This window comes from Pseudomonas prosekii (assembly GCF_900105155.1).
GTDB lineage: Bacteria > Pseudomonadota > Gammaproteobacteria > Pseudomonadales > Pseudomonadaceae > Aquipseudomonas > Aquipseudomonas prosekii.
In genome coordinates, this window is sequence record NZ_LT629762.1 from 4457783 (window position 1) to 4470234 (window position 12452).

The 12452-nt window shown below is 61.1% G+C and carries 9 protein-coding genes and 1 pseudogene; 2 read left to right on the forward strand and 8 right to left on the reverse strand.

Features of this window, described 5'->3' with window-relative positions; translation table 11 throughout:
- Nucleotides 1–108 precede the first annotated feature (108 nt).
- The 8 genes and pseudogenes from BLU01_RS28365 to gap form a co-directional block, all read right to left on the reverse strand.
- Entirely contained in the window at nucleotides 109–864 is a 756-nt protein-coding gene (locus BLU01_RS28365; protein ID WP_371918729.1) for a methyl-accepting chemotaxis protein, read from the reverse strand.
- A gap of 102 nt (nucleotides 865–966) precedes the next feature.
- A pseudogene (locus BLU01_RS28370) lies at nucleotides 967–2247 on the reverse strand (PDC sensor domain-containing protein); the annotation flags it as partial.
- Nucleotides 2248–2561: 314 nt separating this feature from the next.
- Nucleotides 2562–2963, reverse strand: coding sequence for a YbaN family protein (locus BLU01_RS20280; RefSeq protein ID WP_092278853.1), 402 nt, complete (start codon nucleotides 2961–2963; stop codon nucleotides 2562–2564).
- Nucleotides 2964–3085: 122 nt separating this feature from the next.
- Nucleotides 3086–3688 (reverse strand): biliverdin-producing heme oxygenase, encoded by a 603-nt coding sequence (locus BLU01_RS20285; protein ID WP_092278855.1) that lies wholly within the window; start codon nucleotides 3686–3688, stop codon nucleotides 3086–3088.
- 209 nt (nucleotides 3689–3897) lie between these two features.
- On the reverse strand, nucleotides 3898–6462 hold the full coding sequence (locus tag BLU01_RS20290; protein WP_092278857.1) for a TonB-dependent receptor: 2565 nt from the start codon (nucleotides 6460–6462) through the stop codon (nucleotides 3898–3900).
- A 121-nt stretch (nucleotides 6463–6583) separates the two neighbouring features.
- Nucleotides 6584–7549, reverse strand: coding sequence for a FecR family protein (locus BLU01_RS20295; RefSeq protein WP_092278859.1), 966 nt, complete (start codon nucleotides 7547–7549; stop codon nucleotides 6584–6586).
- 97 nt (nucleotides 7550–7646) lie between these two features.
- Complete coding sequence (locus tag BLU01_RS20300) at nucleotides 7647–8174, reverse strand: RNA polymerase sigma factor (RefSeq protein WP_092278861.1); 528 nt, start codon at nucleotides 8172–8174, stop codon at nucleotides 7647–7649.
- A gap of 200 nt (nucleotides 8175–8374) precedes the next feature.
- Nucleotides 8375–9376, reverse strand: coding sequence for a type I glyceraldehyde-3-phosphate dehydrogenase (gap, locus tag BLU01_RS20305; RefSeq protein ID WP_092278863.1), 1002 nt, complete (start codon nucleotides 9374–9376; stop codon nucleotides 8375–8377).
- Nucleotides 9377–9596: 220 nt separating this feature from the next.
- Between gap and edd the strand changes: the two genes are divergently transcribed.
- Nucleotides 9597–11423, forward strand: a complete 1827-nt coding sequence (gene edd / locus BLU01_RS20310; RefSeq protein ID WP_092278865.1) for a phosphogluconate dehydratase — start codon at nucleotides 9597–9599, stop codon at nucleotides 11421–11423.
- Entirely contained in the window at nucleotides 11420–12370 is a 951-nt protein-coding gene (locus tag BLU01_RS20315) for a glucokinase (RefSeq protein ID WP_092278867.1), read from the forward strand. The genes edd and BLU01_RS20315 overlap by 4 nt, the downstream gene beginning before the upstream one ends.
- The last annotated feature ends 82 nt before the right edge of the window (nucleotides 12371–12452 follow it).

Here is a 12452-nt window from a genome sequence, read left to right on the forward strand (position 1 = left end):
CCGTTTCGGCCGTGAACCTGTCGTAAATTCTGGGAGCGCTTCGCACTCCAGCGGGGGCAAGCCCCCTCGCCACAAGTGCTCGTTCCCACGGGGATGGGTGCTGGATCGTTAAACGCGGAACTGGTCCATCAGTTTCATCTGGTGGGTGGCCAGTGCGTTCAATTGGCTGCTGATCTGCGCCGATTCGGTGGCTTGGCCGGTCAGGGTTTCGGTGACGGTGCGGATCGCCGAAACGTTGCGGTTGACCTCTTCGGCCACAGCGCTTTGCTGTTCGGCGGCGCTGGCGATTTGCAGGTTCATGTCGCTGATCACTGTCACTGCGTCGCTGATCTTGCCCAGCGCCTGCACCGCTTGCTGGATTTGCCCGGCGTTGCTGTGCGCCTGGGTCTGGCTCGAATGCATGGTCGCGACCACGCCACGGGTGGCGGTCTGGATGCGCTCGATGACCACGCGAATTTCTTCCACCGAATCCTGCGTGCGTTTGGCGAGGTTGCGCACCTCATCGGCGACCACCGCAAAACCACGTCCACTTTCACCGGCCCGCGCCGCTTCAATTGCCGCGTTCAGGGCGAGCAGATTGGTCTGCTCGGCGATGCTGCGAATCACTTCCAGCACCGAGCCGATCTGCTCGCTGTTCACCGCCAGCGCCTCGACTTCGGTCACTGCTTTGCTGACTTCGTCGGCCAGTTGATTGATGTTGTGGGTGCTGCGCTCAATGATCTGCATGCCATCGCGGGCCGATTGGTCGGCGCCTTTGGCTGCATTCGCCGCGTTCGAGGCGCTGTTGGCGACGTCGTGCGCGGTGGCGCTCATTTCGTTGGACGCGGTGGCGACCTGATCGATTTCGCGGAATTGCACTTGCATGCCTTCGCTGGTTTGACGGGCGATTTCCGAAGACTGGTCGGCGGTGCCGCGCGCGTCGGTAATGCTCTGTTTGATCTGGGCGATGGTCGGTTGCAGTTTGTCGAGGAAGCGGTTGAACCAGCTCACCAGTTCGCCGAGTTCATCCTTTTTGCTGTAGTGCAAACGCTGGGTCAGGTCGCCGTCGCCGCTGGCAATCGCCTTGAGCATTTGCGCCACGCTGTTGATCGGCCGGGTCACGCCCGACGCGGTCAGCCAGATCAGCAGCAAGCCGACCAGGCCCGCCGCCGCCGCGACCAGCAGCGACTGAAGGGTGCCGGTTTCCTGCGCGTCATCGAGCACTGCTTGCAGCTTCACCGAGTCGGCGAGCAACACCTGTTTTGGCAGATCGATGACCACGCCCCAGGCTTTCGAATCGCTGATCGGGCTGACCGGGTACACCGCGCGGATCATGTCACCTTGTTCGATGATCTTCGGCGAACCGCTGCCGAGCAGTTGCAGGACTTCCTTGCCATCGGCGCCCAAGGTTTCGCCGATGTTTTTGCCGACTTTGCCAGGGTCGACGCTGTAACCGGCGAGCACGCCGCTGCCGGAAACGATCAGCATGTGCCCGGCGTTGTTGAACAACTCACGCTGCGAATCCACCGCCGCCGCTTGCAACGCATCGAGCGCGATGTCGACGCCGACCACGCCGATGGCTTTGCCGTCCACCAGCAGCGGCACGGAAATCGTCGTCATCAACATTTCCTTGCCGCCGACGGTGTCGGCGTAAGGGTCGAGCAAGCAGGTGCGTTTGTTGTCGCGAGGGCAGGTGTACCAGCTGTTGTACGGCGTGCCACTGAGGCTGAGGGTGGTTTTGGTCATGTCGTCTTCGACCATGATCGTGTTCAGCCCGGCGCCACCGGCACGGCTCCAGTAACTGGCGAAGCGCCCGGCCTCGTTGGACTGGCGGGCGGCGTCGTTGGCGAATTCGCTGTCCTTGCCATCGAGGGCATTGGGCTCGAACGCCAGCCAGATGCCGAGCACTTTGCTGTTGCGCTCGAACGCGGTTTTCAGGCTCTGGTTCAACTCTTCGCGCAGCGCGCCGGGCTCAAGTGAACGCTTGGCAGCGAGGTTGCGCAGGTCCTTGATTTGGTCGGCCAGCGCCGTCACCACCAGCAGGTTTTCACCGAAGGTTTTCTGCACGCGCACGGCTTGCTCGGCGGCTTTGGCCTGCAGCAGGTTTTGCACGCTGGCGGTGAGCATTTTGCTGCTGGAGGCGCTGACGAGTTCGTCGTTGCGGTCGGTCTGGTAGATGTTCATGCCGACGATCAGCGCGACCACGCCGAGCAGGCACAGACCGGACAACAGAACGATTTTCAGGCGGATGGACAGTGAGTCGAACATAGGGCGAACTCGCGAATGGATGAGGTGTTGGCCTGGAGTCGGAAACGATCCGGCTCGCCAAGTCCATTCAGCGCCATTCCTCAACCATCGGCGTGGGGCGCAGTTGCATGAGGAAAAGCCGATGAGCGGTCAACGCAAAGGTTTGCGGGGGTTTTGTGGCGAATCGACTGCCGCCATCGCGAGCAGGCTCACTCCCACAGGGATTTGTGTTGTGACGAAGATCCAGTGTGGGAGCAAGCTCCCTCTCAGGGATTTGTGTTGTGACGAAGATCCAGTGTGGGAGCGAGCTTGCTCGCGATGCGGGCACCGCGGTTTCAGGAAGCTTGCACCACCGACTCTGGCCGCGACCAGATCCACACATTGCCCAGACTCATCCCGGCAATCGCCAGGTAAATCGGCCAGCCATGATCGAGCATCACCAGCATCAACCCCGCGCACAGCAACATGCTGACGGTGGCGCTGACTTTGGCCCGGCGCGCGATGATCTTGCCGTTGCGCCAGTTGCACAGGATCGGTCCGAACAACCGATGGTTTTCCAGCCAGGCACTCAGGCGCGGCGAACTCTTGGTCGCGGCCCAGGCCGCGAGCAGGATGAACTCGGTGGTCGGCAGGCCCGGTACGACAATCGCAATCAAGCCGATACCGAGGCTGACGTAGGCCAGCAGGCCAAAAAGGATGCGCGCGAGTCTGGAAGAGGCGAGGTGTTTGCGGGTCATAAGGTCGACATTTATACCCTGTAGGAGCATGGCTTGCCCGCGAAGAAAGCGGCGCGGTGGTACAGACAGACCGCGTTATCGTTCTTCGCGGGCAAGCCTTGCTCCTACAGGGGGGTGTGTAATCAGGCGAGTTCCGGGGTGTAGGCCTGTTCCAGCAGCACGGTGAAGCGGTTGAAGGCATCGACCGCCGCTTGCTCGATTTCGGCTTCTTCCTGGGCGCTGAACTCCAGCGAATCAAGCGTTTTGACGAAGCTTTTCCAACCTTCCGCGCGACCACCCGCCGGCTCACCGAGGTGACGCGCGCCAAAAGTTTCGCTCAACCCCAGACCCACCGCGCGCTTGATCAAAAACGCGGCACCGAGCTTCGAACCTTCGGAAACAAACAACCAGCCCAGTGCCGCCGCTTTGCCTGGGTTTTTCACTGCGCCCGCCACCGGCGCCGGCACTTCGGTGTCCAGGTCGGCGAGGTCAGCTTTGGCTGCTTCGGCGCGGCAACGCGCTGGCAGGTCCGGGACGATCGCGGTCAGCTCGGCGTCGTTGTACAGCGCCACCAGTTCCGACTGGAACAAATACTGCGCGACCACAAAACGGGCGAAATTGGCCTGGGTTTCAAACGGCGCGTGCGCCTTGACCAGCGCGTCCAGTTTGGTGTGCGGCGCGTTGGTGATCTGGTTCAAACGTTGCGAACGCAGGGCCGGGCGTTGAGCAGTGTCCTGGGAGGTCATCGAGTAATCCTTGAGAAATAATGCCGCTTGCGAGAAAAGCGCCGCGTGCGAAATAAACAACCACTGGGTAACGAGACGAATCAGAAGACGTCCGAGCGTAAAAAAACCTCACTGCGACGCATTAACAAATGTTTCGCAGCGAGACTTTCTGGTTCAAATGCTCAAGCTCAGATGCTCAAGCTCAAATATTCAGGCTCGGACGCTCAGCCTCAGATATCCCAGACCAGATTGATCGCGAAGTTGCGGCCCGGCTGGGTCAGGCGATCCAGATTGGCCGGTTGCGTGACCGAGGCTTCGCCGACGCTGTCGTAACCGCGCACGTCATCCCACTGCCAGTATTTCTTGTTGGTCAGGTTGTACAGGCCGGCGTTGAGCGTCACGTCGTCGGTGACTTTGTAGAAACCGGCCAGGTCGAGCACGCCATAACCCGGGGTCTTGAACTGCGTGCTGGTGCCGTCCGGGGTCTTGAAACTGCTGCTGTCGACGCGGTCCTTGCGTTTGACCAAGGTCCAGCTCAGCAGCGCGCCGTAGTTGTCCTGGTCATAACCGAGGCCGAATACGCCGGTCAGCGGGTTGACGCTGTTCAGCGGTTCGCCGCTGTCATCGTTGCGGCCATACAAATAGGCCAGCGAGCCTTGGCTGTAGAGGCCGGTCGGCGCGCCGAGGGTGTCGAGGTTCAGACGGCCCTTGAGCTCGACGCCCTTGATGGTCGCGTGCTTGATGTTGTTGGTCTGGAATGTGGTTTCCGAGTAGCCGGGCGTGATCGCGTTCTCGTCGATGAAGTCGCGGTATTTGTTGTAGAACACCGCCACGTCGAAGGTCCCAGCGTCGAACTGACCACGCAGACCGGTTTCGTAGCTCTTGCTCTTCTCCGGCTCAAGGTCCGGATTCGGCGCCACCTGATAGCCGCCGGAAAGGTTTTCGAAGCGTCCGTACAAGGCTTTCGCGGTTGGCGTGCGGAAGCCTTCAGCGTATTGGCCGTACCAGGTGTAGTGGTCGTTGAAGCTGTAAGTGGTGCCGAACTTCGGCGACAGACGATGCCAGGTCTTGGTTTTGTCGCTGACCACGCCGTTGCCGCTCTGGTCGGCGGTCGCCAGGAACTCATCGGTGATGTGCGGCTTGAGCTGCGTGTAGTCGTAGCGCGCGCCGGGCAGGAAGGTCCAGTTGCCCCAACTGATCTGATCCTGCGCGAACAGGCTGTAGCTGTTGATCGTCGGGTCCGGGAAATCGCTGGCCGGGGCCGGGCTGTCGGCGGCGCTCGGTGCACCAATCACCCGGCACGCGCCGGCCACGCTCAGGCAGGTGCCGCTGCCGGTACGCAGGCCGGTGACTTTGTCCTGCTTGATGGTGGTGCCATAAGTCACCGTGTGATCGGTGCTGGCAATCGCGAAGGACTTGTCGGCCTGGGCGTCGAACACCCATTGGCGATCCTTGTAGGTGGTGTCGCGTTGACGCAAAACCGTGCGCGATGGCGCGTAGATTTCTTCGGTGCTCTGGTCGGTCTTGGCGATCTGATAGTTCAGCGACCACTTGATGTTATCGGCCAGCGCGCTGTCGAGTCCGAAACTGTGCTCGATGCCGAAACGTTCGCGGCTGACCGTGTCGTTACCGGTGCGCGACTTGTAGAAACCGAAACCGCGTCCGGCGTTGAACGGCCCGCCAACCGCGCTCAGTTGATTGGTGTCGCGGTCATCCTTGTACTTTTCGTAGGTCAGGCCCAGGCGCGCGTCGTCGGCGTAGTTCCAGCCGAGTTTGGCCAGCACGTTGGTGGTGCGCACGTCCTCGGGGTTGGCCTCGGTGCGGTTGAGGCCGCTGCCGCCGTGTTCGCCGTAGGAATCGGTTTCGTGGCCATTGCGCTGGCTCAGGTGCAGCAAAGCGTCGAAATCACCGGTGCGGCCGGCGACCGTGCCGGAAGTCAGCCAGCTCTCATCCGCCGAGCTGTAGCCGGTTTTCAGGCGCGCGCCGACGTCTTTGCCGGGTTTGATGATGTCGTCCGGGTCCAGCGTGTAATAGCTGACGGCGCCGCCGATGGCGTTGCTGCCGTACAGCACCGAGGCCGGGCCACGGAGAATTTCCACGCGTTTGACGATTTCCGGGTCGACGTAATTGCGGTTGGTTTGCGCGTACGGGCCGTTGAAGAAGCTGTCTGGCACTTGCACGCCGTCGACTTGCGTCAGCACGCGGTCGCCGTCGATTCCACGAATGTTGTAACCGGTCAGGCCGGAGCGCTGGCCGGCGCCGCCGACCGAGACCCCCGGCTCGTAGCGCACCAGATCCTTGATGCTGTTGACGTTGTTGCGGTCGAGTTCGTCGCGGGTCTGCACGCTGACGGTGGCAGGCACGCTGTCGATGCTTTGTTCCTGGCGAGTGGCGCTGATCGTCACTTGTTGCAGATTGAGCGCGCCGCTGTTGCTGCGTTTTTCCAGCACGATGTTGTTGGCGCCGAGTTTGCGATAGCTCAAGTTGGTCCCCACCAACAAGCGCTCGAGGGCTTTGTCCGCTGGCAACGAACCGCGCACGCCCGGCGAGGCAACGCCTTCAGCCAGTTCGGCGGGCAGGCCGACTTGCCAACCGGTGACGCCGGTAAAGGCATTCAGCGCCGACACCAGCGATTGCTGTGGAATGGCGAACGAGTAATCGCCGATGTTGCGGCTCGGCTGCTCGGCGGCAGTCGCCGCCATCATTGGCGCAGTGCCGGCCATCAGGATGGCGGCGGTCAGCAGCGACAGCATGCGCGAGGGTGAAGAGGACTGGCGGGTATGGCGAGAGGACATCGATAGCGCTCCGTGTCGCACGAATCTTATAGGTGCAGATTGGCATCGATAGATGCGAATCAATTGCATTGGCTATAACGAGACGAACGAGCATCGGCTATCGAGTAAAAATAATTCTCATTTAGTTCAAGATCACCAGCGCCGGGAATTCCTGCAGGCGCGCCGAGGTGATGTGAGCGAGGGAACGGACCACGTCCAGCGGCTGGTCGAGACGGTAATTGCCGGTGACGGCGACGTCGGCGAGTTGCTCATTGTTGTTGATGATCCAGCCCGGATAGTAGCGGCGCAGTTCCGCCAGCACTTGGCTCAACGGGCAATTCTCGAACACCAGACGTCCGTCGACCCAGGCCAGGTCAGTCGCCGCATCGAGTTTGGCCGGGCGGTCAAAACCGTTGGGGCCGATGCGGATGCTTTCGCCGGCGCTCAGCCGCACCCGTGCATCGTCGCGGGTCGCGCGCAAATCGACATCGCCGCGTTGCACCCGCACCTGCGCCACGCCGTCGAGGTAACGCACGGCAAAATCGGTGTCACGCACACTGGCCTTGACCGGCCCGGCATCGATTTCCAGCGCCTGGTCACGGTTGGCCGGCACTTCGAAAAACGCTTCGCCCTGATACAGACGCGCGACGCGCTGCTGATCGTTGATGGTGCTGGAGAACGCCGAATTGGTGTTGAGCAAGACTTTCGAGCCGTCCTCCAATTGCAGGCGCTGGCGTTCGCCGACCACGGTCAGGTGATCGGCCTGCAGGCGCAGGGGCACGTTGCTGAAACTGAACAACCCGAGGATCAACACCGCAGCAGTGGCCAGCGGTTTCCAGTGCGGGCGCAGGCGCGCCAACACGCTGACTTTCGCCGGTTGGGCGGCAAGGTTTTGTGCGCTTTGCACCACTTGCGGGCCATCCCAGATCGCTTGCGCCTTGGCGAACGCTTCAGCGTGCAGCGGGTCAGCGGCCAGCCATTCATGGAACTGGCGCGATTGTTCCTCGCTCGGACTGCCCATCACGATCAACCAGTCCAGCGCCTGGTCCATCGCGCTGGCGGGGTCTCGCGCCGGGGCGGGCGGAAGAGAGCGGTGGGTGTCCGTCACGGTGTTTCCTCGGCAGTGGCAGGTGGAGCAGTTTCAAGCTACAAGCTGCAAGCCGCAAGCCTGAGCTGAGATCGGTGTTGCGCTTGCAGCTTGCAGCTTAATGCTTGCCGCTGCCGTTATGCCGCTCGGCGACGCCAATGCAGATCGCCATGATCAGCTTCAGTTCCTTTTGCACGGTGCTCAACGACACGCCGAGCTGCTCGGAAATCTCCAGATAACTGTGCCCGTGCAGGCGGCTGAGGATGAAAATCTGCTGCTGGCGGTGGCTGAGTTCACTAAGGCTCACGTTCAAGCGCTCCAGCAATTGTTCGGCATGCGCGGCGTCTTCGGCGCTGCTGACCGGAGCGGCGATGCTTTCGACGACGTCCAGCGGCACGTCATCAAGCAAGGTCCGCGACTGAATGCGCCGCGCACGCAAATGGTCCAGCGCCAGGTTGCGGGCGGTCTGGAAGACGAAGGGTTCGAGGTGATCGATGGCCCGTTCACTCAACGCCCGGGTCACGCGCAGGTAGGTTTCCTGCAGCAGGTCTTCGGCGGTGCTGTGATTGTTGACCATCCGCTCCAGCGTGCGCAGCAGCGAAACGCGCTGGGCGATGAAGACGTGATTGAAGCGCGATTGACTCACGGGAGGACCTGATCCATTTCAAGCGAATGATAATGCTTATCATCTAGCTCGATGGTCAAGTGTTGATTTGTGGCGGTTATGTAACACCGCTGAAACCTGTGGGAGCGAGGCTTGCCCGCGAAAGCAGTGTGTCAGTCACCGTTAAGGTCGCTGACACGCCGCCTTCGCGGGCAAGCCTTGCTCCTGCAAATCGGTGTGGGTTACTCGGCGTTACACAGCGCCAGGCAGTTATCCAGCATGCGGTTGGAGAAGCCCCATTCGTTGTCGTACCAGGCCAATACCTTGAGCAGTTTGCCGCTGGATTTGGTGTGGTTGGCATCGAAGATCGACGACAGCGGATTGTGATTGAAATCGCTCGAAACCAGCGGCAGGGTGTTGTAGCCGAGGATTTTCGAGTGCTGTGCGGCTTCTTTCAAAAGCGCGTTGACCTCATCGGCCGACGCTTCGCGCTTCAATTGCACGGTCAAATCCACCAGCGAAACGTTGATCACTGGCACGCGTACCGCCATGCCGGTCAGTTTGCCCGCCAGTTCCGGCAGCACCAGGCCTACCGCTTCAGCGGCGCCGGTCTTGCTCGGGATCATGTTCTGCGTGGCCGAACGCGCGCGGTACGGGTCGGTGTGGTAGACGTCGGTGAGGTTCTGGTCGTTGGTGTAGGCGTGGATCGTAGTCATCAGACCGCTTTCGATCCCCAGCTCGCGGTGCAGCACCTGCGCAACCGGCGCGAGGCAGTTGGTGGTGCACGACGCGTTGGAAATAATTTGGTGCGACTGGCGCAGAATGTCGTGGTTGACGCCATACACCACGGTGGCGTCGGCGCCCTTGGCCGGGGCCGAGATAATCACTTTGCGCGCGCCGGCCGTAATATGCGCAGCGGCTTTGGCGCGGTCGGTGAACAGACCGGTGCATTCGAACACCACGTCGATCTTCTCGGCCGCCCATGGCAGTTCGGCCGGGTTACGAATGGCGCTGACCGAAATGCGGTCGCCGTTGACGGTCAGGCTTTCATTGTCGTGCTGCACTTCGGCGTCGAAAGTGCCGTGAACGGTGTCGTACTTGAGCAGATGAGCGTTGATCGAGCTGTCGCCCAAGTCATTGATCGCAACAATCTGCAAATCCTGGCGGTAGCCTTGGGTATACAGTGCGCGAAGGACGTTGCGGCCGATACGGCCAAAACCATTGATTGCGATTCGAAGAGTCATTTAACTGGGCCGCCGTCGATTTGTTGTTGGAATTACAAGATTATTCGCATAAAAATAGAAAACAAGCCTTTTTAATGGCAATATTTTGTTCAATCTACAACGAGTGACCTGAATCAACTGGTCCGATCGATCAAGTAAACCGTCTGTCATCTCACCGACAGCGGCGCTTGATCAGCATAGACAATCAGGTCGCCACATCCGTTAGCCTGGAGTTCTACACATGCATCCCCGCGTCCTTGAGGTCACCGAACGGCTTATCGCCCGTAGCCGAGCTACTCGTGAGGCTTACCTTGCGCTGATTCGCGGCGCTGCCAGCGACGGTCCGATGCGCGGCAAGCTGCAATGCGCCAACTTCGCCCATGGCGTGGCCGGTTGTGGCACCGAAGACAAGAACAGTCTGCGGATGATGAACTCGGCCAACATCGCAATTGTTTCCTCATATAACGACATGCTCTCGGCGCATCAGCCGTACGAAGTCTTCCCCGAACAAATCAAGAAAGCCCTGCGCGAAATCGGTTCTGTCGGCCAGTTCGCCGGCGGCACTCCGGCGATGTGCGATGGCGTGACCCAAGGCGAGCCGGGCATGGAATTGAGCCTGCCGAGCCGCGAAGTGATCGCTATGTCGACCGCCGTGGCGCTGTCGCACAACATGTTCGATGGCGCGCTGATGCTCGGAATCTGCGACAAGATCGTCCCGGGCCTGATGATGGGCGCGCTGCGTTTCGGCCATCTGCCGACCATCTTCGTCCCGGGCGGGCCGATGGTGTCGGGCATTTCCAACAAGCAGAAAGCCGATGTGCGCCAGCGCTACGCCGAAGGCAAAGCGAGCCGCGAAGAGCTGCTGGAATCGGAAATGAATTCCTACCACAGCCCCGGCACCTGCACGTTCTACGGCACCGCCAACACCAACCAACTGCTGATGGAAGTCATGGGCCTGCACTTGCCGGGCGCCTCGTTCGTCAACCCGAACACGCCGTTGCGCGATGCCCTGACCCGCGAGGCGGCGCATCAAGTCACGCGCCTGACCAAACAGAATGGCGATTTCATGCCGATCGGCGAAATCGTCGACGAGCGTTCGCTGGTCAACTCGATTGTCGCGTTGCACGCCACCGGCGGCTCGACCAACCACACCTTGCACATGCCGGCCATCGCCATGGCCGCGGGCATTCAATTGACCTGGCAGGACATGGCCGACCTCTCCGAGGTGGTGCCGACCCTCAGCCACGTCTATCCGAATGGCAAAGCCGACATCAACCACTTCCAGGCGGCTGGCGGCATGTCGTTCCTGATCCGCGAGCTGCTGGAAGCCGGGTTGCTCCATGAAAACGTCAACACCGTGCTCGGCCACGGCTTGAGCCGGTACACCGTCGAACCGTTCCTCGATAACGGCGAACTGGTCTGGCGCGAAGGCCCGATCGAAAGCCTCGACGAAACCATCCTGCGTCCGGTGGCGCGCGCGTTCTCGCCCGAGGGCGGCTTGCGGGTGATGGAAGGCAACCTCGGTCGCGGCGTGATGAAAGTCTCCGCCGTAGCGTTGGAAAACCAGATCGTCGAAGCACCGGCAATGGTTTTCCAGGATCAGCAGGATCTGGCCGACGCGTTCAAGGCCGGTTTGCTGGAGAAAGATTTTGTCGCGGTGATGCGCTTCCAGGGCCCGCGCTCCAACGGCATGCCGGAATTGCACAAAATGACCCCGTTCCTCGGCGTGTTGCAAGATCGCGGCTTCAAGGTGGCGTTGGTCACTGATGGGCGCATGTCCGGCGCTTCGGGGAAAATCCCGGCGGCGATTCATGTCAGCCCGGAAGCTTTTGTCGGCGGCGCTTTGGCGCGCGTGCAAGAGGGCGATATCATCCGCGTCGATGGCGTCAAAGGCACTCTTGAGCTTAAGGTGGACGCCGAAGAATTCGCAGCGCGCGAACCCGCCAAAGGCCTGTTGGCCAACAACATCGGCAGCGGGCGCGAACTGTTTGGTTTCATGCGCATGGCCTTCAGCTCCGCAGAGCAGGGCGCCAGCGCCTTCACTTCTGCCCTGGAGACGCTTAATTGAAACTGGCTTTGGTCGGTGACATCGGTGGGACCAACGCACGTTTCGCGTTGTGGAAAAACCAGCAATTGGAATCGATCCAGGTGCTGGCGACGGCGGATCACGCCAGCCCCGAGGAGGCCATTGGCGTGTACCTCGGTGGGTTGGGCTTGAAGCCCGGCGACATCGGCTCGGTGTGCCTGTCGGTGGCGGGCCCGGTGAGTGGTGATGAATTCAAATTCACCAACAACCACTGGCGCCTCAGCCGCAAGGCGTTCTGCGAGATTTTGCAGGTCGACAGATTGCTCCTGACCAACGACTTCTCGGCGATGGCGCTGGGCATGACCCGTTTGCAGCCGGATGAGTTTCGTGTGGTTTGCGCCGGCACGCCGGAGCCCCTGCGCCCGGCGGTGGTGATCGGCCCCGGCACCGGTTTGGGCGTCGGCACGTTGCTGAATCTGGGCGAAGGCCGGTTCGCGGCATTGCCGGGCGAGGGCGGTCACGTCGATCTGCCGCTGAGCAGCCCGCGTGAAACCCAGCTGTGGCAACACATCTTCAACGAGATCGGCCACGTCAGCGCCGAGACGGCATTGAGCGGCGGCGGATTGCCTCGGGTTTACCGGGCGATCTGTGCGGTGGACGGCCACGAGCCGGTGCTCGATTCTCCGGAATCAATCACCGCGGCAGGGCTGGCGGGCGATCCGATTGCCTTGGAAGTGCTGGAGCAGTTCTGCTGCTGGCTCGGGCGAGTCGCCGGCAATAACGTGCTGACCACCGGCGCGCGCGGCGGGGTGTTTATCGTCGGCGGGGTGATTCCACGGTTTGCCGATTTCTTCATCGAAAGCGGTTTCGCCCGGTGTTTTGCCGACAAGGGCTGCATGAGCGATTACTTCAAAGGCATCCCGGTGTGGCTGGTAACAGCGCCGTATTCCGGGCTGGTCGGCGCGGGAGTAGCGCTGGACCAAGCCTGAAACACATTAAACCTGTAGGAGTGAGCCTGCTCGCGATGGCGGACTGACATTCAACATTGATGTTGACTGGTATACCGCTTTC